General features: G+C 75.5%; 19 protein-coding genes and 1 pseudogene. 6 read left to right on the top strand and 14 right to left on the bottom strand.

Annotated elements, in window-relative coordinates; all coding sequences use genetic code 11:
- Positions 1-85: 85 nt before the first annotated feature.
- From ACZ4FH_RS29915 to ACZ4FH_RS29890, 6 genes and pseudogenes are all read left to right on the top strand, one after another.
- Positions 86-3,166: a condensation domain-containing protein gene (locus ACZ4FH_RS29915; protein WP_467308797.1), complete on the top strand. Its 3,081-nt coding sequence runs from the start codon at positions 86-88 to the stop codon at positions 3,164-3,166.
- On the top strand, positions 3,159-5,015 hold the full coding sequence (locus ACZ4FH_RS29910) for a condensation domain-containing protein (protein WP_467308796.1): 1,857 nt from the start codon (positions 3,159-3,161) through the stop codon (positions 5,013-5,015). Before ACZ4FH_RS29915 ends, ACZ4FH_RS29910 begins: the two co-directional genes overlap by 8 nt.
- Positions 5,012-5,977, top strand: a complete 966-nt coding sequence (locus ACZ4FH_RS29905) for a phosphopantetheine-binding protein (protein ID WP_467308795.1) — start codon at positions 5,012-5,014, stop codon at positions 5,975-5,977. The genes ACZ4FH_RS29910 and ACZ4FH_RS29905 overlap by 4 nt, the downstream gene beginning before the upstream one ends.
- Positions 5,967-7,385 (top strand): condensation domain-containing protein, encoded by a 1,419-nt coding sequence (locus ACZ4FH_RS29900; protein WP_467308794.1) that lies wholly within the window; start codon positions 5,967-5,969, stop codon positions 7,383-7,385. Before ACZ4FH_RS29905 ends, ACZ4FH_RS29900 begins: the two co-directional genes overlap by 11 nt.
- Positions 7,385-8,413, top strand: a complete 1,029-nt coding sequence (locus tag ACZ4FH_RS29895) for a Rieske 2Fe-2S domain-containing protein (RefSeq protein WP_467308792.1) — start codon at positions 7,385-7,387, stop codon at positions 8,411-8,413. Before ACZ4FH_RS29900 ends, ACZ4FH_RS29895 begins: the two co-directional genes overlap by 1 nt.
- 57 nt (positions 8,414-8,470) lie before the next feature.
- Positions 8,471-9,178: pseudogene (locus tag ACZ4FH_RS29890) on the top strand (AfsR/SARP family transcriptional regulator); the annotation flags it as partial.
- A 188-nt stretch (positions 9,179-9,366) separates the two neighbouring features.
- Here the strand turns inward: ACZ4FH_RS29890 and ACZ4FH_RS29885 are convergent.
- Genes ACZ4FH_RS29885 through ACZ4FH_RS29820 form a run of 14 tightly spaced genes read right to left on the bottom strand, consistent with a single transcriptional unit; the run spans position 9,367 to position 26,490 of the window.
- Positions 9,367-10,305 (bottom strand): nucleoside hydrolase, encoded by a 939-nt coding sequence (locus tag ACZ4FH_RS29885; RefSeq protein WP_467308789.1) that lies wholly within the window; start codon positions 10,303-10,305, stop codon positions 9,367-9,369.
- Positions 10,302-11,120: an HAD family hydrolase gene (locus ACZ4FH_RS29880; protein WP_467308787.1), complete on the bottom strand. Its 819-nt coding sequence runs from the start codon at positions 11,118-11,120 to the stop codon at positions 10,302-10,304. Before ACZ4FH_RS29880 ends, ACZ4FH_RS29885 begins: the two co-directional genes overlap by 4 nt.
- Positions 11,117-14,083 (bottom strand): condensation domain-containing protein, encoded by a 2,967-nt coding sequence (locus ACZ4FH_RS29875; RefSeq protein ID WP_467308785.1) that lies wholly within the window; start codon positions 14,081-14,083, stop codon positions 11,117-11,119. The genes ACZ4FH_RS29880 and ACZ4FH_RS29875 overlap by 4 nt, the downstream gene beginning before the upstream one ends.
- Complete coding sequence (locus ACZ4FH_RS29870; RefSeq protein ID WP_467308784.1) at positions 14,080-15,603, bottom strand: cation:proton antiporter; 1,524 nt, start codon at positions 15,601-15,603, stop codon at positions 14,080-14,082. Before ACZ4FH_RS29870 ends, ACZ4FH_RS29875 begins: the two co-directional genes overlap by 4 nt.
- Positions 15,600-16,865: a DegT/DnrJ/EryC1/StrS family aminotransferase gene (locus tag ACZ4FH_RS29865; RefSeq protein WP_467308783.1), complete on the bottom strand. Its 1,266-nt coding sequence runs from the start codon at positions 16,863-16,865 to the stop codon at positions 15,600-15,602. Before ACZ4FH_RS29865 ends, ACZ4FH_RS29870 begins: the two co-directional genes overlap by 4 nt.
- Positions 16,862-17,746 (bottom strand): orotidine-5'-phosphate decarboxylase, encoded by an 885-nt coding sequence (gene pyrF / locus ACZ4FH_RS29860; RefSeq protein ID WP_467308782.1) that lies wholly within the window; start codon positions 17,744-17,746, stop codon positions 16,862-16,864. The genes ACZ4FH_RS29865 and pyrF overlap by 4 nt, the downstream gene beginning before the upstream one ends.
- A complete protein-coding gene (locus ACZ4FH_RS29855) occupies positions 17,743-18,384 on the bottom strand; it encodes a class I SAM-dependent methyltransferase (RefSeq protein WP_467308781.1) in 642 nt (213 codons plus the stop codon). The genes pyrF and ACZ4FH_RS29855 overlap by 4 nt, the downstream gene beginning before the upstream one ends.
- Positions 18,381-19,166, bottom strand: coding sequence for a thioesterase II family protein (locus tag ACZ4FH_RS29850; protein ID WP_467308780.1), 786 nt, complete (start codon positions 19,164-19,166; stop codon positions 18,381-18,383). Before ACZ4FH_RS29850 ends, ACZ4FH_RS29855 begins: the two co-directional genes overlap by 4 nt.
- A complete protein-coding gene (locus ACZ4FH_RS29845; protein ID WP_467308779.1) occupies positions 19,163-20,512 on the bottom strand; it encodes an MFS transporter in 1,350 nt (449 codons plus the stop codon). Before ACZ4FH_RS29845 ends, ACZ4FH_RS29850 begins: the two co-directional genes overlap by 4 nt.
- Complete coding sequence (locus tag ACZ4FH_RS29840) at positions 20,512-21,336, bottom strand: dienelactone hydrolase family protein (protein WP_467308778.1); 825 nt, start codon at positions 21,334-21,336, stop codon at positions 20,512-20,514. The genes ACZ4FH_RS29845 and ACZ4FH_RS29840 overlap by 1 nt, the downstream gene beginning before the upstream one ends.
- Complete coding sequence (locus ACZ4FH_RS29835; protein ID WP_467308776.1) at positions 21,333-23,210, bottom strand: amino acid adenylation domain-containing protein; 1,878 nt, start codon at positions 23,208-23,210, stop codon at positions 21,333-21,335. Before ACZ4FH_RS29835 ends, ACZ4FH_RS29840 begins: the two co-directional genes overlap by 4 nt.
- Positions 23,200-23,973, bottom strand: coding sequence for a thioesterase II family protein (locus tag ACZ4FH_RS29830; RefSeq protein WP_467308774.1), 774 nt, complete (start codon positions 23,971-23,973; stop codon positions 23,200-23,202). Before ACZ4FH_RS29830 ends, ACZ4FH_RS29835 begins: the two co-directional genes overlap by 11 nt.
- Positions 23,970-25,211, bottom strand: coding sequence for a cytochrome P450 (locus ACZ4FH_RS29825; RefSeq protein ID WP_383641177.1), 1,242 nt, complete (start codon positions 25,209-25,211; stop codon positions 23,970-23,972). The genes ACZ4FH_RS29830 and ACZ4FH_RS29825 overlap by 4 nt, the downstream gene beginning before the upstream one ends.
- Positions 25,192-26,490: a cytochrome P450 gene (locus tag ACZ4FH_RS29820; protein ID WP_467308772.1), complete on the bottom strand. Its 1,299-nt coding sequence runs from the start codon at positions 26,488-26,490 to the stop codon at positions 25,192-25,194. Before ACZ4FH_RS29820 ends, ACZ4FH_RS29825 begins: the two co-directional genes overlap by 20 nt.
- Between the last annotated feature and the right edge of the window lie 3 nt (positions 26,491-26,493).

Below are 26,493 nucleotides of genomic sequence, written 5' to 3'. Positions count from 1 at the left end.
CGGAGGACTGACCGGCCGTACCCGGCCTTGAGCACCGACGCACCACCTCCCTGTCCGTGGAAGCCGTCGCAAGGTGAGGATCACTGTGCCCGAATCGACCGAGCAGCGTCTGTTGCGTCTCGGTCCCGGTGAGCGCCGGGAGCTGCTGAGACGTCTGCGTGAACGGGCCGCCCCCGCGGCCCCGGAGCCCTCCCTGTCCGAGGGGCGGCTGCTGCCCGCCTCCCCGATGCAGGCGTCGCAGTGGTTCCTGTGGAACGTCGACCGGGGCGGCAACAGCTACCACATCCTTCATCTGCACGAACTGTCCGGCGCGCTCGACGAGGCGGCGCTGCACCGGGCGCTGCGGGGTGTCCTCGCCCTGCACGACGGGGTGCGGGTCCACTTCCTCCAGCGGGAGGGGCGGGTGTGGCAGAGCGTCCTGCCGGTCCCCGACGAGGTCCTGGAGACCACGACGGCCCCGGACCGTGCCACGGCGCGGGAGGAGCTGGTGCGCGGGCACTCCCGGGCGTTCGACCTGCGCACGGGCCCGCTGTACCGGTTCTCGCTCTGCCGGTTCGGGACGGGCCGGTTTCTGCTGATGCTGTCGTTCCACCACAGCGTGATCGACGACCAGTCGGCCGTGGTGTTCCACCGGGACCTGTCGGCCCTGTACGCCCGCGAGTCGGGTGGGCGGGGGCCCGTACCGGTGCGGGGCCCGCAGTACCAGGACGTGGTGCGGGCCTGGAGCGAACGGGACGGCGGGCTGGACCACTGGGTGCGGACGCTGGCCGGTTCGCGGCCCACGACCGCTCCGGCCGACCGTGTGCCGGCGCCGGGGCAGCAGCCGCGGCTGCGCCTGGAGGTGCCGCTGCCCGACGGGGACGACGCCGCGCTGCGCCGTCTCGCCGCCTCCTGCGGGACGACGGTGTACGTGGTGGCGCTGGCCCTGTGCTGGCTGTTCCTGGCCAGGGTCTCGGGCGACCGTGATGTCACCGTCGGCTCACCGGTCTCGCTGCGGGAGGGCTCGCGCGATCAGGACGTGGTGGGGTTCTTCCTCAACTCGCTCGCCCTGCGCGGGCGGATCCGGCCGGAGCGGTCGCTGCGCGAGCTCGTCGGCCAGGCCCACCGGGTGTTCGGCGAGGCGATGGCCCACCGCCGGGACGCGCTCGACGACGTCACGGCGGCCGTGGCACGGGCGACCGGCCGTCACGGACAGCCCCTGTTCCGGCCGCTGTTCGCCTATATCCGGGGGACGAAGGGCGAGGACGGGCTGCTCCGGCTGCCCGGTCTGGTGGTGACCCACGACCCGGTCAACACCGACGGTTCGTCGTTCGAGCTGGGGGTGACGGTCCTCGATGAGGGCGACCGGCTGTACGTCCTGCTGGACCGCAGCGCGGAGGTGTACTCACAGGCGTCCGCCGAGCGGTGGCGGGCGGTGTGGCTGCGGCTCGCGGAGGCGGCCCGTGAACCGGACCTGCCGGTGGGCCGGCTGCTGTACGACGACCGGCCCGCGCCCTCCGGCGGGGCGGCGGCGGACCATCGGGGGCCGGTGAGCGATCCGGTCGGCGCGAACGAGCCCGCCGTCCTCGGCGAGGGCCTGTCGGTGACGCGCGGGGAACTGGAGCGGGCCGTCGGAGTGCTGGCGGGCCGGCTGGCCCGCCGGGGCGTGGGGCGCGGCGACGCGGTGGCGGTGGAGCTGCCGGCCGGCCCGGCCGCGGTCGCCGCCGTGTTCGCGGTGTGGCGCCTGGGCGCGACGGTGACGGCGCCGGGCCCGGGGGTGGTGAGGGTCCTCGCAGAGGGCGTGGACGAGGTGGAGAGCGCGGACGGGGTGGTGGTGTCGCCCGAGTTGGCCGCGTGGCGGGGCGAACCGGCCGCCCCGGTCGGCCGTGTGCCCGACGCCGCCTGTGCCTGGGACGCCTGCGGGGATCCCGGACAGCGGGTCTCGTACGGCGAACTGCGGCGGTACCGGGCGCTGCTGAACGAGCTGCGCGGGGAGTGGGCGGAGCGGCTGGGGCGGGTTCCCCGGGCCGGGGTGGGCGCGCCGGTGTCCTCGCCGTTGTTCGTGGCGCAGGTGCTCGGCAGGGCGGCGGGCTGGATCGCGGTGTGCGGTCGCGCTGACGGCGGGGCGGCGGGCGTCGATCTGGTGCACTGCGCGACCGACCGGCTGGAGGCGTGGGCCGCCGTACCGGATGACGTCCCGCTGCCCGCCCTGCTGCTGGCCGCCGGGCGGCCGCCGTCCGCGCGTGCCGTGGAGCGGCTGCGTGAGCGGGGCACCGAGGCGCGGTCGCTGGGGCCCGTCGCCGGGGTACGCGGTGATCCGCTGGGACGGCGGAGCGGCTGGCTGCCGGTGGGTCCCGAGGGGCGGGCGGCTCCGGCGGGGACGCCGGGTGAGCTGGTGGTGCCCGCGGGGGCCTGCGCGGCGGCGGGCACGGCGGGGAGGACGGGTGAGCTGGTGCTGCCCGCACGCCCCTGCGCAACAGCCGACACCGCAGCGAGGACAGGCGAGCAAGCGCTGCCCTCACGGCCCCGCACAGCAGCGGGCGTGGCGGGTGAGCAGGTGGCACCCGCAGGGCCCTGCGCGGCACCCGACACGGCGGGGACACCGGGTGAGCAGGCACCGCCCGCACGCCCCTGCGCAACAGCCGACACGGTGGGGCCCCCGGATGAGCAGGCGCTGCCCGCACGCCCCCGCGCAGCAGCAGGCACCGCAGCGAGGACGGCGGCGCTTCTGGTGCCCGATGTCTTGGCGGAGGTGCCGGGTGGACGGGTGCTGCGGACCGGTCTGCGTGGCCGGACCGGGCCGGCGGACGTCCCGGACCCGCTGCACTGGACGGATCCGCGTGTTCCGGAGGAGGTCCGGCGCGTCGAGGCGGCGCTGCGGGCCGGTCCCGGAGTGGCGCAGGCCGTGGCGGTGCCTCCGGTGGACGGCACGGGCGGGCCGCTCACCGTCTTTCTCGTCCGCGAGCGGGGGGCGCGGGTGACGGAGGGCGAGTTGCGCGGTGCCCTTCCCGCGCGGCAGTCCTCCCGGGCCTCGGTCCGGCTGGTGGCGCTGCCCCGGATGCCCCTGACCGCCGCCGGGGACGTGGACCGCGAGGCCCTCGCCCGGCTCGCCGGAGCCGCCCGGCAGAACAGCACCGCACGGCAGTCCGCGTCACCGAACCAGAAGGAGGCAGCCCCCCGTGTCTGATCAGCATGTCATCGGCGCCACCCCGCAGGCCCCGGCCGGCGATCGGCTGGCAGAGCTGGCCGCCGCCGTCCAGTGGGAGGGTGCGGGCACCCCGTCCCCCGCCGCGCCCCCGGGCGAGGAGCCCGCGGGGCTGCTGGGCCCGGTGCGGGTGGTACCCGCGACGCCGGCCCAGGTCCAGCTGTGGCTGGCGCACACCCTGGCCCCCTCGGGGCTGCTCAACGACCGGATCATTCTGAGGATCGAGGGGGAGCTGCGGACGGCCGCGCTGCGCCGGGCCGCGGCCGGCGTGGTGGCGGCGCACTCCGCGTTGCGGACCGTGTTCCGTTTCGAGGACGACGAGGTGCGTCAGCACGTGTACGCCGGGGCCGAGGACCCGCTCGTCGTACGGGATCTGCCGGCCGAGCACGGTGGCCCGGTCGACGAGGACACCGCGCTGCGCGTGGCCCAGGAGGAGGGTTCCGGGGAGTTCGCGCTGGAGCACCGGCCGCCCGTACGCCTGACCCTGGTGCGGGTGCGTGAGGGGCTGCAGTTGCTGGTGGTGGCGCTGCATCACATCAGCAGCGACCAGGACTCGCCCCGGCTGCTACTGACCGAACTCTCCGCCCGCTACCGGGCCGAGACGGGCGGCGCGGCGTACGCGCTGCCGCCGGCACTCGGGTACGACGTACTGGCGGACCGTCTTCTGTCGGAGCTGGGCGAGGCGGGGACGGACGCGCTGGCGCGTCACTGGTCGGGCCGGCTCCAGGGGGTGGGCCGGGCGCGGCCGCTGCCGCTGGGGACCGCGACGGCCGTGGACTCCCAAGGGGGCGGCGGGAGCGTGGAGACGGCGGCGGACCCGGCGTTCGGCGAGGCGCTGCGCAGGACGGCCGCCGGGCTGAGGGTGTCCGTCTTCGCGTTCACGCTGGCCGCGCTGCGCGTCGCCCTGTGGCAGCTCACCGGCGAGCGCGACCTGCTGGTGGCGTCGCCGTTCGGCCAGCGTCACGGGGCCGACGCGGACCGGGAGATCGGCCCGCTGATCAGCACGCTGGCGCTGCGCAACCCGGTGGACCCGGAGGTGTCGTTCGCCCGTCTCGTCCAGGCCGAACGGGGTGAGGTGCTCACCGCGATGGCGTACAGCCGGCTGCCCCACGGGACGCTGGCCGAGCGGGCGGCGCTCCTGGGGCTGCCGGCCCTGCCCCCGCTGCCGGACCTGCTGTTCTCGTACGAGGAGAGTGATCCGGGTCCGGTGGAGTTCGCGGGGCTGCCCTGCGAGGCGCTGCCCATCGGGCCGATCGGGACCGCGTTCGCGCTGTCCGTGAAGGCGGTGACCGGGGCCGACGGTGCGCCGGCGATCCGCTGGATCCACGGGGCGTACGGGCGGGAACCGGTGCGGGCGCTGGCGGAGGGGTATCTGGAACTGCTGCGGCGGCTGGTCGACGATCCGGGGCGGCCCGTGGGTTCGCTGGACAGTCCGTTCGACGCCGCGTCGTTCCCGCTGCCGGCCGAGGTGCCCGGCCGGGGGCCCGTCCGGGAGGGTGCCCGCCCGCCCCACTCCCCCACCGAGCACGCGGTCGCCGCGGTCTGGGCGGAGCTGCTGGGGATCCCGGCCGTGACGGACGCCGGGCAGAACCTGTTCGAACTGGGCGCGCATTCGCTGTCCGTGGCCCGTGCCGCCGCCCGGCTGACCGACGAGTTCGGCGTCGAGGTGCTCACCACCGATCTGTTCGTCCGGGGCACGGTCGCCGAGCAGGCCGAACTGCTCGACGAGCTCCAGCTGAGCGGTTTCGACGCTGCGGACGAGGAGGAACTCGCCGCCGCGCTGGACCTGATGGAACGCGGCGGGGCGTCGGCCGAGGGGGGTTCCCGGTGAACGGGCGCGTACGGTCGGCCTTCGATCTGTTCTCCGACACGGCGGACACCGGTCCCGGTTCGCCGGCGGTGGAGGCCGGGGACGGGACCGCGTCCTACGCCGAACTCCGCGCGATGGCCGAGCGTCTGGCGGGCCGGCTCGCCGGTGCCGGCGCGGTCGGTGTCGCGGCGGGCGGGGGTCTCGCCCTGAGCGTCTGCCTGCTGGCGGTGGTGCGGGCGGGGACGACCGCGGTGGTGCTCGCCCCGGACGGCCCGCGGGGCCGGGAGTCCACCGGGGGCGTCCGGCTCGACGTCGTCCTCACCGACGCCGGTGACCGGGGCGAGTGGCCGGGGGTCCCCCGCTGGGAGGCCCTGGCCGCCGCCTCCGAGGACGCCCCGGAGCGGTACGCGCTGCCGGCCGCGCCCGCCGGTTCGGGGGCGGACCCGGTGCTGGTCGTCCCGGACGGCGGCGGTGTCCGCACGCTGCGCGCGGACGGTCTGGCGAAGGCGGTGGCCGAGCAGGCCGGACGCCTCGCCGTCCCGGCCGGGGCGGTGGTCGACCCGTGGCGCGAGCACTCCGTCCCCGGCGCGCTCACCGCCATGCTCGCGGCCTGGTCCCTGGGCGCCGTCGTCCGGACCGGGCTGCCCCCGGCCGCGGCCGTGGCGGTGGACCGCGACGTCCTGGAGGAACGGCTCACGGTCTTCTTCCGGGAGACCCTGGGCGACCCGGGCGTCGGCCTCGACGACGACTTCTTCGAGCGGGGCGGCCACTCCCTGCTCGCCCTCGACCTGGTGTTCCGGATCTACGACGAGTTCGGTCTGGAGCTGTCCGCCCAGGACGTGTTCGAGGCGACCACGGCCCGGCGGCTCGCCGCCCTGGCCGATTCCCGCGCCCACGGCGACGACGGGGACTACGACTCCCTCGTCGACGAGATCGCGAGCCTCTCCGACGACGAGGTGGAGAGGATGCTCCGTGAGCTCTGAGGTGCTGTCCCCCGAGCGCATGGCGCTGCTGAAGGCCCGTCTGGCCCGCCGCGCTTCCGCCCCCGCTGACCCCGTCCCCCGTCTCACCGGGCTGCCGCGCACCCCGGCGACCGTGCTGCCGCTCTCCCACCAGCAGGAGGAGCTCTGGTTCCTGCAGCGCCTCGCCCCGGAGAGCACCGCGTACAACACCCCGGTGCTGTGGCGGATCGCCGGGTTCGTGGACCAGATCGCCGTCTCGGCCGCGCTGAGCCGGCTGACCGCCCGTCACGAGGTGCTGCGGACCTCGTTCCCGGAACGGGACGGCGAACCGGTGCAGCAGCCGCACCCGCCGGCCGTGCGACGGCTCAAGGTCCGCCGCACCCCGGACCGGGAGGCCACGGACCGCCTGGTCCGGCGGGCGGGCGAGCGCCCCTTCGACCTCACCGCCCCCGGTCTGCTGCGCCCCCTGCTGGCGCTGGACCCGGACGGGGCGACCCTCCTGCTCGATCTGCACCACATCGCGTCCGACGAATGGTCCGAGCGGGTGCTGTGGCGGGACTTCCGCCACTTCTACCTCGCCGAACGCGGACCGGCCGACGGCCGGCTGCCCGATCTGCCCGTGCAGTTCGCCGACTACGCCGCCTGGCAGCGCGACCGCCTCCGGGGCGAGCGGCTGGACCGGCTGACCGCCCACTGGCGTTCCCGGCTGGGCGGTCTCGCCCCGCTGCGGCTGCCGCTCGACCGGCCCCGGCCCCGGACGCAGACCTTCGGCGGGGCGGTCCACACCTTCGACCTGCCCTCCGGCCCCGCCGCCGGACTGGCCGCCCTCGCCCGCGCCCACGGGGCCACACCTTTCATGGCGTACCTGGCCGTCCTCGTCCTCCTGCTGTCGCGGGTGAGCGGCCAGGACGACGTGACGGTCGGCACGATCACCTCGGGCCGCGACCATCCGCACCTCCGCGATCTGGTCGGCTTCTTCGTCGGCACGCTCGCCCTGCGCACCGGGCTGCACGGCGCCGCCGACTTCCCCGAGGTGCTGCGCCGGGTCCGCGCCACCGTCCTGGACGCCCAGGCCCACGAGGCGTTGCCCTTCCGGAAGGTGGTCGAGGCGGTCCGCCCGCCCCGGACGCCCGGGGTGCCGCCGCTGGTGCAGGTCCTCTACTCGTACACCGCGGCCGGCCGGGAGGGCACCCGCGAGCTGGCGGGCGCCGAGGTGACCACCGGCGGGGTGGAGATGCCCGTCGCCCGCTTCGACCTCGTCCTCAACGTGTGGGAGACGCCCACCGGGGCGCTCGCCGCCTTCGAGTACAACACCGCCCTGTTCCGGGAGCGCACCGTGCGCCGCCTCGCCGGCCTGTACGGCGATCTGCTGCGCCGGATCTGCGCGGATCCCGGCACCCCCCTGAACGACATCCGTGAGGAGTCCTGATGGAAGAGACCGAACACCGGCTGCTGCGCCGCACCTGGTTCCCCCTCGCCCGGATCGAGGACATCGGCGAGTCCACGGTGACGGCGGCGAACATCCTGGGCACCGAGCTGGTCGTCCACCGGGCCGGCGGCCGGATCACCGTCGCGGACGGGCACTGCCCGCACCGGGGCATGGCCCTGCGGCTCGGCACCGTACGCGACGACTGTCTGGAATGTCCGTACCACGGCTGGCTGTTCGAGCCCGGGACGGGCCGCTGTGTGGAGATCCCGTCGCTGCCCGCCGGGACCCGGCCCTCGGGGATCTCCCTGCGGACGTATCCGGTGAAGGAGGCGTACGGGCATGTGTGGAGCTGTCTGGAGGAAGACCCCTATCTGCCCTTCCCGGAACTCCTCGGATACGGGGAGGAGGGATGGAGCTACGCCTACGGCAACCCCACCGAACTGGCCTGCGGGATGCGGCAGATCACCGAGAACCTCCGCGACATGGCGCACTTCCCGTTCGTCCACACCGGCACGATGGGCCCCCATGTGCGCCGGGAGGTGAGCCCGTACGAGATCAAGCGCGACGGCTGGGACATGGAGTGGGCGCTGGAGACCGAGCTGGGCGGTACGGCGCTGGGCGGTCACGAGGCCCTGGCCAACCGTCAGACCCTGACGTACCGGCTCACCCTGCCGATGGCCGCCTATGTGCGCACCTCGTTCCCCGACGGGGCCGGCCGCTTCATCGCCCAGTTCGCCACCCCGGTCAACGCGGAGGGCACCCGGATCCGCCACTTCTGGATCGTCGGCATCGACCGGAAGGTGTCCACCGGTCCGCACGCCGTGTCCCTGGAGGAGATGTGGGAGTACGAACGCCAGATCTTCGAGGAGGACTTCCCGATCGTGGAGAACCAGGTGCCCGCGGAGTCGCCCCTGGACGTCCACTCGCAGGTGCACACGCGGGCCGACAAGTACGCCATCGTCTTCCGCCGTCTCTACCGCGAGCTCCTCGACGAGTTCGCCGCCGCGGGGGAACCCCCCTCCTCCTGAACCGCACGGCCGGCGTCCGTCAGCGGGCGTCCGCGCGAAGCTCTCGTAGGAGAACTCATGCGTTTGCGATTCCAGATACTCGGACCGCTTGAGGTCCACGGCAGCACCGGCCGGATCCCGCTGACCGGGACGAAGATCCACACGGTGCTCGCGGCCCTGCTGCTCGCCGAGGGCGAGGTGGTGTCCGACGGCAGGATCAGCAGCCTGCTGTGGGGCGGGGATCCGCCCGCGACGGCGGACGCCCAGATCTATACGAACATCTCGCGGCTGAGGAAGGTGCTGGGGCCCGGGGTGGCCATCGAGCGGCGCTGGCCCGGTTACCGCATCGACGCGCAGACCGTGGACCTGGACTACCGCCGGTTCGCCTCCCTGAGCGCCGCCGGTCACCGTCAGCTCCAGGCCCGCCGCTTCGAGGCCGCCTCGGCCTCCTTCCACGAGGCCCTCGCCCTGTGGAAGGGCAGCGCCCTGTGCTCGGTCACCGATTTCATGACGAACTGCGAGGCGCCCCGGCTGCACGAGACCCGGCTGTCCGTCGTCGACGGGCGCATCACCGCGGACCTGGAGCTGGGGCGCCACGCCGAACTGGTCTCCGAACTGCGCCTGCTGGTCGACCAGCACCCGTTGCGGGAGCTGCTGCGGTCCCAGCTGATGCGGGCCCTGCACCGCTGCGGCCGGCGGGGCGAGGCGGTGGAGACGTTCCATCAGGGGCGCAGGATCCTCGACGACGAGCTGGGGGTGGGCGCGGGGGCGCTGCTGAACGAGGCGTACGCCGAGATCATCCGGGAGCGTCCGGCGCAGGCGCCACCCGCCGGCGCGCATCCGCTGCCCCCGCTGTTCCAGGGGGCCCTGCGGTCGATGGCCGGCCGGGCGCTGCTGCCCGAGGAGGTGCTGCGGTCCCTGGTGGCGGCCAAGTTCATCCGGCCGACCCGGCACGGGGTGGACGGGCGGGTGCGTTACGTGGTGCGGACGCAGGCCGACCCGGCCGACGCGGCCCCGTCCGTCGGTTCACCGGCCAGGCCGCGGGCGAGGGCGGACATGCTGGCCCAGACCACCTCGCGCACCTCCGCCACGTTGACGTCGACGGCCACGGAGGCGGTGGGCCGGTCCGAGGGCAGGCATTCGGTCATGCCGCGCAGCGGGCCGGGGCCGGTCTCGCAGGACGCGGCGTAGTCGCGCCAGACGAACAGCTCGGGCCGCAGGAAGGCGACGGCGGCGACCACGTCGGGCAGGGTCACGGGCCCGTGGCGCAGCAGGGCCCGGCAGGCGCCGGCGGCCAGTGTGCCGGGGCCGCCGAGCGCGGCGAAGGCGTCGAGGTCGGCCGCGTCCCAGGTCACCAGGTCGGTGACGTCGAGGGGCACGACGGCCGTGGGCCGGGGGGCGCGCAGCACCTCGTCGGCGGCCTCCGGGTCGAGCCAGGCGTTGAATTCGGCGACGGCGGTGGCGTTGCCGTCGCATTCCCGGGCGCCGCCCATCCAGGTGATGTCCAGGGGGTCGCCTCGGCGCAGGGCCGGTACGACGTGGCTGAGCGGTGAGGTGACGAGGAAGCGTCCGGTGGGCGGCTCCGGGTCGCCGGCGGCCGGTGGCCACGGCCAGGGGTGCGGGCCGGGTTCGGGGGCCCGGCCGCCGAGGCCGTCGTCGCCGTGGATGCCGAGGCCCTGGCCCGGATAGGGGCCGTTGACGGCCCGGTCGCAGCCGACGGCGAGGGTGAGGGTGTCGGTGACGGGGCGGAGCCGTTGGAGGAGGCCCGCGGTGTTGCGGACGGCCGCGGCGAGGTCCACGTTGCCGGCGGTGGCGATGACATGGGCCGGTGGGGCGCCCGCGCCGCAGAGCACCATGAGGGCGACCATGTCGTCGATGCCCGGATCGCACAGCAGGGTGTAGGGCCGGTTCATGGCAGGTACTCCAGTACGTCGGCCCAGCCGCCCCGGGACGCGGGGGCGACCGTGGCGGTGGCGTGGGCCAGGGCGGCGGGGTCGCCGTCGGCGGGGACCAGGGCTACGGCGGCTTCGGACAGCAGGTCGAGGTCGTTGGCGCCGTCGCCGAGGGCGAGGACTCCGGCGGGGTCGAGGCCGCTGCGGGCGCAGTAGGCGCGTACGGCCTGCCATTTGCCGGTGCCGGGGCGGCGCAGGGACAGAGCGGCGCCGCCGTAGACGGTGTCGCGGGTGAGGGAGGTCCGGGCGAGGGCGGTGGTCCGGGCGGCGAGGGCGGTGAGCGGCCGGGGGTCGCCTCCGCAGACGACGAGGGAGAGGACGGGCAGTGCGGGGGCCTCGGCGGCGAGGTCGCAGCGCCGGATGCGGGCGGCGTTGGCGGCGAGGTGGCGGGGGTGGGTGGAGGGCTGTTCGCCGATCAGCAGATCGTGGTCCGGGCCGTCGACGACCACGCAGGGTTCGACGCCGTGGCGGTGGCACAGGGCGAGGAGTGCGGTGACGGTGCCGGGGTCGAGGGTGCTGCGGTGGAAGACGTTCCCGTCGGTTCCCTCGCGGCCGAGGGCGCCGTCGAGGTAGACGGACGCGGCGGGGGTGAGGCCGTTGGCCCTGAGGAGGGGCGCGGCGGTGGCGGGGCGCCGTCCGGTGACCGTGAGGACCGGTACGCCCCGCGCGCGCAGGCGGGCGAGGGCGTCAGCGGTGCGGGGGTGGATACGGCCGTCGCGGTCCCAGAGGGTGCCGTCGAGGTCGGTGGCGACCAGGGCGACCGGCGGGGCGGTCACCGGTGGTCGTCCGTTCCGGTGCGGAGCCGGGCGAGCATGGCGTCGAGGAGCTGGTCGACCGCGGGGGTGGAGAGGGCGTCGGTGCGGTGGTCGATGTCCCAGCGCAGTCCTCCTTCGCGGGTGCGGACGACGGTGAGTTCGAGGTCCTTGCGGAGGGCGGCGGGGGCGTCGAGGAACCGGGTGCGCAGGGGGTGGCCGGGCAGGTGCGGGGCGAGGGCCTGTTCGTCGCGGGCGTCGACGACGATCCGCAGCCAGGAGTCGCGGGGGTGGCCGGGGCCGGTCAGCGAGAGGATCTCGGTGGTGGGGACGGTCTGCCCCTCGTAGGCGTCGAGTACGGCGTCGCGGGTCCGGGCGAGGAGTTCGCCGAGGTCGGGGGCGCCCCGCAGGTCGATGGCCAGGGGGACGGTGTTGACGAGGCAGGTGACGACGGAGTCGGTGCCGGGGGGCCGGTTGTCGGTGAGGGTGGCGAGGACCGGCCGTTCGGTGCCGCAGAGGTCGCCGAGGGCGTCGGCGAGCAGGGCGGCGCCGATCATGAAGGCGCTGGTGCGGTGCGTGGTCATGAGGTGGCGGACGCGGTCCGCGTCGGCGGGTGGGAGGTCGAGGCCGCGGGTGAGGGCGCGGGCGGTGTCCGGGCCGTCCTCGGCGCGGTCGGCGGGCAGCAGCAGGGGCTCGTGGTCCCGGAGCAGGCGGGCCCAGGCCTCGCGCGCGGGGGCGGGGCCGGGGGCACGGTCGGTGTCGACGGCGCGCGCGAGGGCGGCGCGGTTCTCGTCGAGGCGCGTCCCGGTCCGTCCGCGGTAGCGGTCGGCGGTCTCCTGGAGGACGACGCCGACGGCGCGCATGTCCGCGGCGATGTGGTGCAGGACGAGGACGAGGGTGGCGCCGTCCGCCTTCCGGTCGAACACCATGGCCCGGACGGGCGGCTGCCGCTCCAGGTCGAAGGGGCGGGCCGCCGCGTCCCGTTCGGCGTCGCGCTGTTCGCCGGGGCCGGCGGGGGTGAGGACGGGGACGGGGACCGGTCCGGCGGCGGTCTGTTCGCGCTGGACGGGGCCCTGGGGGCCGAGGGGGAACACCGAGCGGAGCGCGGGGTGGGCGGCGAGGGCGGCGGAGGCGGCGTCGGCGAGCCGGGCGGCGTCGACGGGGCCGGTGAGGTCCACGGCGAGCGGGATGGTGAAGCGGGTGCTCCCGGGGTGGAACCGGTCGTACATCCAGATGTCCTGCTGGGCGTGGGTGAGCGGCAGTCCGTCGGGCCGGTCCGGGACGGGTGCGGGGGCGGGCGGGGCGGCCGCGGTCCCGGCGGGCGGGGTGTCGGCGAGCAGCCGGGCGGCCAGTGCCCGGGGGGTGGTGCAGTCGAACAGTCTGCGCAGCGGCACGGTCAGGGAGAGTTCGGCCTCCAGGCGGCGGCGGACGCCGACGGCGGTGAGGGAGGTGCCGCCGATGGCGAAGAAGTCGTCGTCGGGGCCTGCGGGGCGGGCGAGTTCGAGGTGGCTGGTCCAGACTCCGGCGATGGTCCGGGCCAGTGCGTGTGTCCGGGGGCCGTCGGGGGTGTCCTCGCCGGAAGTGTCCTCGCCGGGGGTGCGGGACGGGTCGCCGCCGGCGGGCGGGGTGTCGGGCCGGGGCGCGGTGCGGGGGTGGATGCCGGCGTCCCGGGCGAGCAGGGCGAGCGGGGTGCGGGGGGCGTCGGCGGCGGCTTCGAGGAGGCGTGCGCAGTCCTCGGTCAGCCCCAGGACGTCGGAGCGGGTCAGCAGACCGGTGTCGTATTCGACGAGCAGGGTCTCCCTGCCGGGGGCTAGGTCGGCCTGGACCATGAGGTCGAAGCGGTTGCGGCCGCGGGGGACGGCGAGGCGGCGGGCGGGCAGTCCGGCGAAGCGGTCGGGTCCGGTGAGGGTCGCCTCGGCCACCACGGTCCGCACCAGGGGGCGCGGCCGGCCGCGTTCGGCGGGTGCCGCGGCGCCGACGACGGCCTCGAAGGGGACCTGGCGGTGTTCCACGGTGTCCAGGAGCCGGTCGCCGGTCTCCTCGGCCAGGCGGGCGAAGCCGGTGTCCGGGGCGAGGCCGAGCCGGACGGGCAGCAGGTTGGCGAAGTGGCCCCAGGTGTCGCGGAACCGGCGGGTGCGGGTGTCGGCGGCGGTGCCCAGGAGCAGGTCGGTGCGGCCGGTCCATACGGACAGGACGGCGGCGGACGCGGCGAACAGCGCGGTGAACGGGCGGACATGGGCGTCGGCCGCCAGCCGGTGCAGGGCGTGTGCGGCCGGCCGGGGCAGTGGGAGGTGCAGGGTCTCGCCCGGGTGCGCGGGGTTCTCCGGGCGCCGGGTGCCGTCGTGCGCGGGGTGGCCGGGGGTGGTGGGCGTGGCGCCGGTGAGGGCGTGGGTCCAGTGCTGGAGGGATTCCCGGTAGGCGTCGGTGCGCCGGTGGTCCGCGTGCCAGGCGGCGTAGGCGTGCGCGCCCTCGTCCGGGGTGTCGCCCGGGGCGCCCGGGGTGCGGAGTTCCGTGTCGAGGGCGGCGAGCAGCAGGTCGGCGGTGCGGCCGTCGGCGACGAGGTGGTGCATGCCGAGCAGGAGCAGGGTGCGGCCTTCGGGGAGCGGGGCGAGGGCGGCGCGCAGCAGCGGGGGTGTGTCGAGCCGGTAGGGGCGTTCGGCGAAGGCGGCGGCGAGGCGGGCGAGTCCGGTGTCGGTGGTGTCCGGGGGCGGCGGCAGGGTCTCGACGTGGAGGCCGTCGGCGTTCGGGGCGACGTGTCCGGCGGCGCCGTCGCCGTCGGGCACGACGGCGGTGAGGAGGGAGGGGTGGCGGGCGGTCACGTTCCGCAGGGCGTGCTGGAGGCGGTCGGGCGCGAGTGTTCCGTCGAGGACGAGCGCGGTCAGTTCGTGGTAGTCGGGCTGGCCGGGGTCGGCCTGTTCGCCGATCCACAGCTGGGTCTGGAGGTCGGTCAGGGGAACGGTCGTGCCGGGGAGGGCCGGTGCGGTCACGACGGGGTCACCTCTTTCGGGGTCCGGCGGGCCGGGGCCGGCCCGGTCGCCGTACCGGCCCCTCTGCCGTGGATCAGGCGCAGGAGCGGGGCGGTGACGACGGTGGTGACGGTGGTCACGCCGACGAGCAGGGCGAAGGCGGCGGGGGTGATGACTCCGAGGCCCAGGCCGATGCTGAGGACGACGAGTTCGGTCAGGCCGCGGCAGTTCATGAGGGCGGCGAGGGCGAGGGAGTCCCTGGTGCCGAGGCCCGCCCAGCGGGCGGAGCCGACCGCGCCCGCGCCCTTGGTGAGCACGGCGGCGGCGAGGGCGAGCAGGAACCAGCCCGCGGTCGCCCAGTCGGCGGGCAGCAGGTCGAAGCGGGTCTGCAGTCCGGTGTGGACGAAGAACAGCGGCAGCAGTACGGCGGTGGCGAAGCCCTCGACGTGGGCCACCGGGCGTTCGGCCGCGGGGGTGCCGCGCGGGGTGACGAGTCCGAAGAGGAAGGCGCCGAAGACGGCGTGGACGCCGATGGCGTCGGTGGCGTACGCGGACAGCAGCAGTCCGGCCACGAGCACCGGGAGCGCGGAGCCCTCCGGGCGTCCGCCGCGGGCCGAGGAGTTCAGGAGGCGGGCCAGCAGGGGCCGTACCAGGAGGAACATGGCGGTGGCGAAGGCGGCGGTGAGCAGGACGGTGGTCAGTCCGGCCCCGGCCGCCCGGAGGGGGTCCGCGGCGGAGCTGCCGGCGATGGCGACGACCACGGCCAGCAGGCACCAGGCGAGGACGTCGCCGAAGGCGGCGCAGGCCAGGGCGAGGGAGCCGACGGGTGTGCGTTCCAGGGCGCGGTCGCGCAGGATCCTGGCCAGGACGGGGAAGGCGGTGATGCTCAGGGCCACGCCGAGGAAGAGCGCGAAGGCGGTGAAGCCGACGCCGTCGCCCGCGAACGGCCGGTACATGGGCAGGGAGAGCAGCACGCCGCCGCAGAACGGCACCACCAGGCAGGCGGTGGCCACGACCAGGACGGTGGCCCTGCTGCCGCGCAGGGCCCGCAGGTCGAGTTCGTAGCCGATCAGGAACATGAAGCAGATCAGCCCGAGCTGTCCGAGGGCGTCGAGGACGGGGAGCACCTGGGAGGGGAACAGCCAGGCGGACGCCTCGGGCCATGCGGTGCCGAGCAGGGACGGGCCGAGCGACAGGCCGACGACGATCTCGCCCATGACGGGGGGCTGTCCGACGCGCGCGGCGAGGCGTCCGGCGAGGTGGCAGGCGGCGAGGACCAGCGGCAGGGCGACGAGCATGCGCAGGACGGGGTCGGTGCCGTGGCCGTCCGGGCCGGCCGTACCCGAACGGGATCCGGTGTCCGCGCCGAGCCATTCCTCGCCCGCCCAGAGGAGCAGGACCAGGACCGCGGCGGCGGCCAGCAGCAGCGCGCCGCCGACGGTCTTGGCGCCGGGGCGGCGGCGGGGCGCGGTGGCGGGTGCCGGGGCCGTCCGGTGCCGGGTGGTGCGGCGCGGGTCCCGGTGTTCGGTGGTGGTGCTCATCGGCCGCTCCTGGTCGGGGTGGCGGGGGCGCGTTCGCGCAGGTCCGCGACGACCGCGGTGATCCGTTCGGCGTAGGCGTCGACGAGCGTGCTGTCCTCCTCGTACAGGTGGGTCGCGGGCAGGGCGATCCAGCTGTCCCACAGGGCGTCGGCCGCGGGGTGGGGGCCGGTGGGGTGCGGGGGGCGGCCCGGCCGGACGCCGGGGTGCAGGGCCCAGCCGCCGGGCGGCCCGGAGGCGAACAGCGGGTCGCGGTGGAGCGGTGCGGTGGTGGGCGGGCGCACTTTCAGTCCGGTGGCGCGCAGGGCGGCCACCACCTCGTCGCGGCGTCCTTCGAGCGCGCCGGTGACCGCGAGGTGCAGTCCGTAGCGGGCTCCGGGGTCGCAGCCGGGGTCGGTGGTCAGCGGGACGAGGTCGGGGCAGTCGGCGAGCAGGCTCTCCAGGCGGCGGAAGTTGCCGGCCTTGGCCCGCAGCAGCCGGTCCAGGTCGTCGAGATGGGACTGGGCGAGCACGCAGGCCAGGGGGCTCATGCGGAGGTTCGCCCCGAGTCCGGTGCCGATGTACGGGGTGAGCGCCGGGTCCTCGACGGTGGCGCGGGAGCGCTGGCGGAAGGCGGTGAGCAGGGAGGCCATGTCGTGGACCCTGCGGTGGGGGGTGACCAGGACGCCGCCCATGCCGCCCGAGACGGTCTTGACGCCGCCGAGGCTGAAGACGGCGGCGTCGCCGAATCCACCGACGGGGCGGCCCCGGTAGGTGGAGCCGTGGGCGTGCGAGCAGTCCTCGATCAGGAGCAGCCCGTTGGCGCGGGCGAGTTCGGCGACGGGGTCCATGTCGACGGGGTGGCCCCACAGATGGGTGACGCTGATGGCGCGGGTGCGCGGGGTGAGGTGGGGTCGCAGGGTCTCGGCGGTGACGTTGCCGTGGGCGTCGCCGGCGTCGCACAGGACGGGGACGGCGCCGAGGAGCAGCAGCGGGGTCACCGTGGTGGGGAAGGTCAGGGTGGGTACCAGGACCTCGTCGCCGGGGCCGATGCCGAGGGCGAAGTAGGCGCTGTACAGGGCGCTGGTGCCGGAGTTGACGGCGAGGCAGTGGGGGCGGCCGGTGAGCCGGGCCATGGTCTGTTCGAGCCGGGAGATCTCCGGCCCGTGCCCGTAGTCGAAGGTGCGGCCCCGGCCGACGAGCCGGGCCGTCTCCTGCTGGGCCCGTTCCGTGTAGACGGGCCATTCGGGAGGGTGGACGAGCCGGTGGCGGAAGCGGGTGGTCATGACGCGGTCCTCTCCTCGGCCGGGCGGTGCGCCGGTTCGCGGGCGTCGCAGGCGTCGCGGACCGCGAGGGTCCAGCCGGCCAGGGAGGACGCCAGGTGGCGGCGGCCGTGGCGCAGCAGGCCGGAGGTGACGGGGAAGACGGTGCGGTCCAGGTGGTCCCCGGCGGCCGCCACCACGTTCGCCGGGGTGCGTCCGGGCCGGCCGAGTCCGGGCAGGGAGACGAGTCCCGTGCCGGTGCGGGCCACGAGGTCGCGGGCCTCGTCGGGGCGGGCGCCGACGACCGCGCCGAGGTGGTCGGTGCGGTGGGCCCGGTTCCATGCCGCCGCTTCGTCGGCCAGGGCCTGTCCGACGGTGCGTCCGGCGGTGTCCCGGGCGTGCTGGACGGTGTCGGACGCGTGGTTGGACGTACGGGTCATCAGCAGGATTCCGCAGTTCCGGCGGCCCGCCTCGGTGAGGGCGGGTTCCAGGGGGGCGAGTCCCATCCAGGGGACCAGGGTGACCGCGTCGCCGCCCAGGACGCTGTCCGGGCCGAGGTAGAGACCGGCCAGGGTGTCGGCGGCGTCGGGGGCGTCGCAGCGTTTGGCGTCCAGGACGACGAGCGCCCCGCCCTCGTGGACGCGGTCCACGACCTCGCGGAGCAGGCCGAGTCCGGGTCCGCCGAACCGTTCGAAGAACGGGGTCTGGATCTTGACGAGGGAGACCCGGTCGGCGACGGCGTCGGCGACGGTCAGCGCGTGGTCGCGGGCGGCGGCCAGGGTGTCGGGCAGCCCCCACCAGTCCAGGCGTTCGGCGGACGGGCCCATGCCGACGGCGAGCCGGGAGGTGGCCTCGGCCCTGGCCCGCCAGCGGGCGAGGAACCCCGCGGGCGGGGCCGTGGTCACCGCGGCCTCCTGGCGACGATCCGGGTCATGGAGTGGATGTGCGGGCCTTCGCCGGGGTGTTCGTCGTGCAGGTCGGTGTCGGTGGCCCGGACGATCTCCCAGCCGGCGTAGAGGTCCAGGTGCTCCTGGTGGCCGAGCAGGGTGGGCTGCTGGGTGCCGGTGTGCGGGTAGGGGACCCGGGCGTTGAAGGCGCAGTACAGGTGGAGTCCGCCGGGGGCGGTGGCCGCGCGCAGCCGGCCGGTGAGTGCCGCGACGGCCGCGGGCCCGTCGAGCCAGTGGGTCAGGCTGTAGGCGACGACCAGGTCGTACCAGTCGTCGGCCAGGGGGCGGGTGGTGATGTCGGCCCGCTCCCAGGTGACGTGGGGGACGTGGCCGCACAGGGAGGCGGCGCGGGCGAGGGCGGCCTCGGAGACGTCCATGGCGTGGACGCGGGCGCCGTGGCGGGCGAGGTGGCGGGCGTTGCGTCCCTCGCCGCAGCCCGCGTCGAGCGCCTTGAGGCCGTCGACGGGCCGTTCGGCGCACAGTTCGCGGACGAGGGAGGTGGGTCCGGTGCCCCAGAAGCTGGGGCTGGGCGAGGTGTAGATCTCCTCGCACCGGGTGGTGCCCGCGGGGGTGGGGGCGGACGCGGTCGTGGTCATCGGTGCCGTTCCCTTCGTGGGGTCGGGCGGCCGGGCCGGGCGGACAGCTCGTCCGCCACGACGCCGCCGAGTTCGCGGATGAAGAAGTGCGGTCCGCCGAAGCGCAGCGAGCGGAACGCGCCGGTGGTGTGCCGCTGCCAGGCGGCGATCCCGTCCGGGGTGGTGAGCGGGTCGTCGGAGCTCCACAGCGCGGTGACCGGGCTGGTGAGCGGCGGGCGGGGCTCCCAGCGGTAGCGCTCGCAGAGGGTGAAGTCGGCGCGGGCGGTGGGCAGGAGCGCGGCGACCAGGTCGTACAGGGGGCCCGAGTGCGGCACGCCCATGATCGTGGCGAGTTCCTGGAGGAGTTCCAGGTCGGTGACCTTCTCCAGGGGTTTGCCGGGCAGCGGGGTGTCGGGCGAGCAGAGTCCCGAGACCACGAGGCGGGCCGGTTCGGGAAGGCCCCGGGCGCGCAGTCCGCAGGCGATCTCGTAGCCGAGGAGTGCCCCCATGCTGTGCCCGAACACCGCGTAGGGGCCGGTCCGGACGGCGTCGGCGCAGGCGTCGAGGAGGTCCGGGAGGAGGGCGTCGAGGTGGTCGCGGGCCGGTTCGCGCATCCGCTGGTCCCGGCCGGGCAGGGTGACGTAAGCGAGCCGGGCCCACGGCCGGAACAGCGGTTCCCACTCCCGGAAGAAGGAGCGTCCGCCGCCCGCGAAGGGCGGGACGAGGATCAGCGGGCCGTCCGGGGGGCCGTCGCAGACGCTGAGCCAGGCGGTCCCCCGGCCGGTGGCGGTGGTGGCGGTCATGCCCGCTCTCCGGCGCTCTCCTGCGCCGTTCCGGCCGCGCCGGACTGTTCGGCCAGGGCGTCCTCGGGGGTGGCGAGCCGGGTGACGGGCGAGCGCACCAGCGCGAGCAGGGACAGCGGCACGATGAGCGCGCCGACGGTCATGGCCCAGCGCACCCCGAGCGTCTCGCCGAGCAGACCGGCGGTGAGGGCGGCCAGCGGCAGCACTCCTCCGGTGACGAAGAGTTCGGCGGAGGCGGCGCGGCCCATCATCTCGTTGGGGGTGAGGCACTGGCGCAGGACGGCGGTGCAGATGCTGGCCACGACCACGCCGAACAGGGTGGTGAAGAAGCTCAGCACGATCATCGGCATGACCAGCAGGTCCGGTTCGGTGAACAGGACGGTCGCGATGGGGCCCATCCCCGCGATGACCGCGGCGCGGACCAGGGTGCGGCCCAGCCCCAGCCGCTGGACGATCTTCGGCATCAGCATGGCGCCGGCGAGTCCGCCGACGGAGCCGATCGTCATGGCGAGGCCCAGCTGGGCGGTGGACAGGCCCGCGGTGCGGGTCCCGTAGAGCAGGAAGAGGGTGAGGAAGATCTGGATGCCGAAGTTGAAGACGGCGGCCTCGATGGTCAGGGCGCGCAGCGACCGGTTGCCGAAGACGAGCCGCAGTCCGGACATCAGCTCGGTGCGCAGGGCGGGGCGTTTGCCTTCGCGGGGCGCGGGCGCCTCGTCGGGGGTCTTCATCAGGCCGAGCGTCACGGCGGAGACCAGGTAGCTGGCCATGTCGATGAGGAGGGCGCCCTGTGCCCTGACGATTCCGACGAGGCCGCCGGCGAGGCCGGGTCCGGCGATCCGGGCGACGTTGAGGCTGGTCTCCAGGCGGCTGTTGGCGGCGGTGAGGCCTTCGCTGGGGACGACCTTGGGGAGCATCGCCTGGTTGGCGATGTCGAAGACGATGGCGAAGGAGCCGAGCAGGAAGCCGAGCGCGCACAGCGCGGCGACGGACAGTCCGTTGGTCCAGGCGAGCAGGACGACGGCGCCGATGGTGGCGCTGCGCAGCAGGTTCGCCATCAGCATGGCGCGCCTGCGGCGCATCCGGTCGACGGCGACGCCCGCGAGCAGGGTGACGGCGATGGCCGGGAGGGTGCGGGCGGCGCTGATCAGGCCGAGGTCCCCGGCGGAGGCGTTGAGGGTGAGGATGGCCAGCAGCGGGAAGGCGACCTCGGTGATCTCGGAGCCGACCAGGGAGACGGTCTGCCCGGACCACAGCAGGGTGAAGTCGCGGTTGCCGGACAGCGGTGAGCGGCCCGGCTTCTCGTCGGGTGCGGCCGGTTCGGCGCTGGTGTCGAGAGAGGCGGTCATCACGGCTCCTGTCGTACGGATGGGGTCGTGGCCCGGGGACGGGCCAGGTGGGCGGTGAGGAAGGAGACGGCCGCGGCGTAGCCGGTCTGGGCGGCCGCGGGGCGGTACCGGTCGGCGCGGAGGAAGTTCATGAAGGCGTGTCCGGCGCCCTCGGCGACGGTGACGCGCACCGGGTGGCGGGCGTGCTCGGTGTGCCGGGCGAGCCGGCGCAGATCGTCGGGGGACGGGCTGGTGTCCTCGCGGCCGCCGACGACGAGGACGGGGCACCGGGTGCGGTCGGCGCGGGTGCCGGGGCCGTCGCCGGGGCCCCAGGCCTGGAAGAGCCGGCCGCCGTAGAAGGAGACGGCGGCTTCGCAGAACGGGGTGTCGACGGCGGCGAGGAGCGCGATGCGTCCGCCCATGCAGTGGCCGACGACTCCGGTGGGCAGTCCGGCCCCGCCGCCGTCCGCGTCCCCTTCCAGCAGGGCGTGGCAGCGGTTCAGATCGTGGACGATCCGGGCGTCGCGGAGTGTTTCCTTCTTCTCCGCGGGCGACAGTCCGGGGTCGGTGACCCGGCTGAACAGGTCCGGGGCCGCGGCGAGGAAGCCGGCGTCGGCCAGGGTGCGGCAGACGGATTCGGTGAAGCCGTCGATGCCGTCCCGGTGGTGGGCGACGACGATCCGGGCGACGGGTTCCCGGTCCAGGGGGCGGGCGACGAGGACCCGCATCGGCGGCTCGGCGCCGTCGGCAGGTGCGGTACGCCACCGGAGGTCCGCGGCCGGGGTCTCGTCGTGGTCCGGGAGGAGCCGGGTCAGCCCGTGGTCGAGGGCGGGTGCGCTGGTCATGTGCGGTTCCTTCCGGCCGGCACGGTCTGGGGGGAGGGTGCGGCCAGGGCCGTGAGGTGCGCGGCGAGCCGGCGGGGGGTGGGGCGGGTGAACACGTCGCGCAGCCGCACCCGCAGGCCCAGGTCCTCGGCGAGGGCCTCGGTGAGGACGGCGGCGGTCAGGGAGTCCCCGCCCAGGTCGAAGAAGTCGTCGTCGGCGGAGCAGGCGGGGTTGCGCAGCGCCTCCCGCCAGGCGGCCAGGACGGGTTCCAGGAGCCGTTCGGCCTGTTCCCCGGGGCCGGGTGCGGCGGGCGGGGGCGCGGTGGGCCCGGCCGGCAGGGGGCGGGCGCCGGGCGCGGTGGCGAGCAGGTCGCGGGCGACCTTGCCGTTGGCGGTGCGCGGCAGTTCGGCCCAGGCGGTCCAGACGGCGGGGACCGCGTGGGCGGGCAGCGTGGCGGCGACGGCGGTGCGCAGCGGTCCGGCGGTGACGTCGGGGGCGGCGACCAGATGGGCGGTCAGCCGGGCGGTGCCGTCCGGGCCGGGTTCGGCGGTGACCACGGCGTCGGTGACGCCGGGGCGGTCCAGGAGGACGGCCTCGACCTCGGCGGGGTCGACGCGGTGGCCGCGGATCTTGATCTGCCGGTCGGTGCGGCCGTGGTGGCGCAGCAGTCCGTCCTCCGGCAGGGTGCACAGATCGCCGGTGCGGTAGAGGCGGGCGCCGGGGGCCGTGCCGAACGGGTCGGGGACGAACCGTACGGCGGTGCGGGCCGGGTCGCCGAGGTAGCCGAGGGCGATCTCGGGTCCGGTGACGGTGAGTTCGCCGCGGTGTCCGGGGGCGGCCTCGCGCAGCCCGGGGGTGGTGACGCGGACCGTGACGTCGGGCCAGGGCCGGCCGACCGGGGGGCGGGCGGCGCGCAGCGCCGGGCTCGCGGTGTGCGAGGTGATCCGTTCGGGCCAGGGGGTCAGGGAGCTGCTGATGCCGTTGGCCTCGGCGGAGCCGAAGCTGACGGCGACCTCGAAGGGGAGGTGCGGGCGGGCCCAGCGGCGTACGACGTCGCTGCCCACGGTCATCAGCCGCAGCGGGGTGTCCTCGGGCCAGTCCAGGGAGTGGAGGCGTTCGGCGAGCGGCATGCTCACGTACGCGGTGGTGACGCCCTGTTCGAGGATCCAGCGGCGGGTCGCCGCGGGGGAGGCGGTGGTGTCCTCGGGCGGGACGACGACGCTCGCTCCGGCGGCGAGGTAGGGCCAGATCTCGCCCACGGCGGACGAGGCGCCGGGCGGGGCCATCCAGGCGGAGCGGTCGCCGGGCACGACCCGGTGCGCGGCGCCGTGGGTGGCGGTGCTGTGGGCGACGGAGCGGTGGGTGACGGCCACGGCCTTCGGTTCGCCGGTCGAGCCGGAGGTGAGGACGGCGTAGGCGAGGGCGTCGGGGTGGGGGTGGGGCGCGGCGCCGTCGTGGGCGGGGTCGTCGGCGGGGTCGTCGGCGTGGTCCAGGTCGCCGGGACCCACGCCGAGGACGCGGGCGCCGGCGCACGGGGTGCCGGGCGGTGCGATCACGACGGCGGGGGCGCCCGCCGCCCGCAGCGCCGCCTCGGTCCGTGCCGGGGGCCAGGCGGGGTCGAGGAGGACGGTGTACGCGCCGCGCCGCCAGACCGCCAGATAGGCGGCGAGCAGTTCGCAGCTCTTGGGGAGCGCGACGCCCACCGGATCGCCTCGGCGCACCCCCGTGGCGGCGAGGCGTCCGGCGAGCAGGCCGGCCGCGCGGTGCAGCCGTCGGTGGGTCCAGGACGTCCTCGGGTCGGTGACGGCCACGGCGTGGGGCGTTGCCCCGGCGGCGGCGGCCAGCGGCCCGGTGACCGGTCCCCGGTGGGGAAAGACCGGGGTGTCAGCCGGCATCGCGCATCAGCTCCCCGACTTCCTCCGCGATCAGGTCCCTGAGCTCCTCGGTGCAGGCGATGAAGTCGTCGTGGACCCCGGGCAGGGTGCGGACCCGTACGTCGCCGTCGAGTTCCTCCCAGCCGGACCGGGCGAGGGGCCCGGGGACGACCGTGTCGTGGGTCCAGCCGACGGCGGTCACCGGCAGGGGCAGGCCCCGCGAGGCGTCGAAGCGATAGCCGCGCATGGCCCGGAGGTCGTCCATGAGCACGTCGCCGTAGATCTCGGCGAGTTCCGGGTCCACGGTGGCGCCGCGGGCCCGCATCATGGCGATCACCTCGGCGGCGGGGTCGATCGTGTCCAGGGGGCGCTGGTTGAGCGGGCCGTAGATGTCCCGGTGCGGTGCGCCCCAGGAGGAGGACAGCAGCCGCATGGCGGAGGCCGGTACGCCTTCGTCGCGCAGCAGCCGGGCCGTCTCCAGGGCGTACGGCACCGAGCCGCAGTGGCCGATGAACAGCAGGGGGCGGCTGCCCAGCCGCAGGAGGGCGGGGGCCAGTCCCCGGGCGAACTCCTCGACGGACCGGGGCGCCCGCTCGCGGCCCCGGCTCTCGCGTCCCGGCGGCTGCACCGGCAGGACCCGGGCGCCGCCGATGCCCACGGGCCAGCCGGCGAAGGCGGAGGCGCCGATGCCGGCGTAGGGGATGCAGACCGCGACGGGCTCGTTGCGGACCGGGACGCGGGTGAGCCAGAGGGAACGCGGGTCGGCCGCGGTGGTGGTGGTCATGCCCGGACCTCCAGGGGCAGCGAGGTGATGCCGTTGATGAAGTTGGAGCGCAGATGGCGGACCTCACCGGCGAGTTCCAGGCCGGTGACGCGTTCCCTGATGCGGTCCAGGGCGAGCCGGATGACGGTGCGGGCGCTGAGGGCGCCCACGCAGATGTGCGCGCCGACGCCGAAGGCGATGTGCGGATTGGGGCGGCGGCCGGGGTCGAAGGTGTACGGGTCGTCGAAGACGGCGGCGTCGCGGTTGGCGGAGGCCACCCACGCGCAGACCAGTTCGCCGGGTTCCAGGTCGACTCCGTGGAGGGTCACGGGTTCGGTGACCCGGCGCATCAGGTGGTTGGTGGGGGTGGCCCAGCGCAGCGCCTCCTCGACCACGGTGGCGGGGCGGTCCTCCCCGAGCAGGACCCGTTTGCCGAGGTCCTGGCGGGCCGCCAGCAGGTGGAGCAGCTGGGTGGCGACGTGCGGGGTGGTGGTGTTGGCCCCCATCAGGAAGCTGTAGCAGTTGAGGAGGATGTCGTCGTCGCTGAGCTTGCGGCCCTCGACCTCCACCGTCAGCAGCAGGGAGATGAGGTCGTCGCCGGGCTTCCGGCGGCGTTCGGCGACCGTCTCGCGCAGATAGCCGAAGAGTTCGACGTGGGCGAAGTGGAGCGTCTCGCCGACGTCGCCGTCGGTGTACGCGGTGTCGGAGGGCGCGACGCCCGCCATCGCGGCGCGGGCGATCAGCGGCCACATGTCCTCGGGGATGCGGATGACGGGTCCCATGGCGGCCATGGCGAGGGCGAGGAAGTGCTCGGCGGCGTCGTGGACGCCCGGTTCGAGGAGCGGGGCGATCATCCGGTCGACGTTGGCCCGGACGGTCGGCCCGAGGCGGCGCAGGGCCTGGGTGGTCATGGCCTTGCTGGTGGGGACGCGCAGGGCGCGGTGGCGGGGCGGGTCCGTGAGGTTGATGGTGTGTCCGCCGGCCGGGTCCCCGTGCCGGACGTCGAGGATGGTGCCGTACTCCGAGCCGAAGCGGCGGGTGTCGCGCAGGACGCGCACCACGTCGGGGAAGGCGGTCACCGACCAGATCCGCACCCCGTCCGGGGTGTGTCCCTCGTACGGCGCCGGAAGCGCGCGCATCAGCCGCCAGGCGGCGTGCGGGGAGCCGTGCTCCCAGGGGGTGTCGTAGGCGTCCGCGTCGAGGATGCGGTGCTCCGACAGGTCGAGGTCGTCGCGCAGGTCAGTTCTGAGGAGATCCATCGCCGTCGACCTCCATGGTCATCGTCATGTGGGAAATGCCGTTGATGAACGTCGACGCCAGGTGGCGCACCGGGCCGGTGACCGTGAACCGGCTCACGGAGACGGCGAGTTCCTCCACCAGGACGCGCAGGGCGACCCGGGCGTAGTGCATGCCGACGCAGATATGGGGTCCGGCGCCGTAGCCGAGGTGGGCGCCGGTGCGTTCGGCGTCGAACCGGTCGGGCTGCCGGTGGCGGCCGGGGTCGCGGTTGGCGGCGGCGGTCCACAGGCAGACCCAGTCGCCCGCCTTCATGGCGCGCCCGGCGACGCTGGTGTCCCGGTTGACGCGGCGCACCAGGTGGTTGGTGGGGCAGATCCAGCGGACGGCCTCGTCGACGAGGAGGCGGGGCTGGACCTCCCCGGCGCGGACCCGGTCCCACAGCGCGGGCCGGCGGGCGCACAGCAGCAGCAGGTGCGCGGCGACGTGCGGGGTGGTGGTACCGGCGCCCAGAACGGTGCTGTACAGGTTGAGGAGTTGTTCGCGCTCGCCGAGGCGGCGTCCGCCGACCTCGGTGGTGGCCAGCCGGGAGACGATGTCGTCGCCGGGTGTGTGCCGTTTCGCGTCGATCGCGGCGCGGAAGCAGCGGAACAGGTGGTGGTGGGCGTCGGCGAGCACGGTCTCCGGGGGGTCGCCGCGGGAGACCAGCGGGTCGGAGGGGGCGATGCTGGCGGTGGTCCAGCGGGCCAGGTCGTCCCAGTGCTCGGGCAGGATGCCGATGACCTCGCCGAAGGCCAGGGCGGAGAGGCGCTGGAGGTCCCCGGCGACGTCGTGGGTTCCGCCGGCCAGCCAGGGCGCGACGAGTGCGCGGATCCGGCGGCGGATCACGGGTTCGGCCGCGCGGGCGGCGGGGGCGGACAGCAGGGGGGCGACGGCGGCGCGGATCTCGGTGTGGTCGGGCGGGTCCATCAGCGTGATGGTCAGGCCTCCGGCGGAGTCGCCGCCGGCGCCCACCGAGTCGAGGATCGTGCCGTACTCGGAGCTGAACGTCTCGTGGTCGCGGAGGATCTCGCGGACCTCCTGGTGGCCGGTGACGCTCCAGTAGCCGGGGAAGTCGCCCTCGGGGGCGGTCCACACGACCGGGTTCTCCTGCCGCAGGCCGGCCCACACCCCGTGCAGTGAACCGTCGACATAGGTCCGGGGGTCCGCCATCGACGTGAAAGGGCAGCCGCCGGACGTCCCGGCCGGGGCGTCGGCCACCAAGGCGTCGGCCGCCGGGGCGTCGGCGAGGTCGAGGCGCATGGC

The sequence above is a fragment of the Streptomyces sp. NPDC024555 genome (genome assembly GCF_055559335.1).
This window is presented reverse-complemented; position numbering and strand designations above follow the sequence as displayed.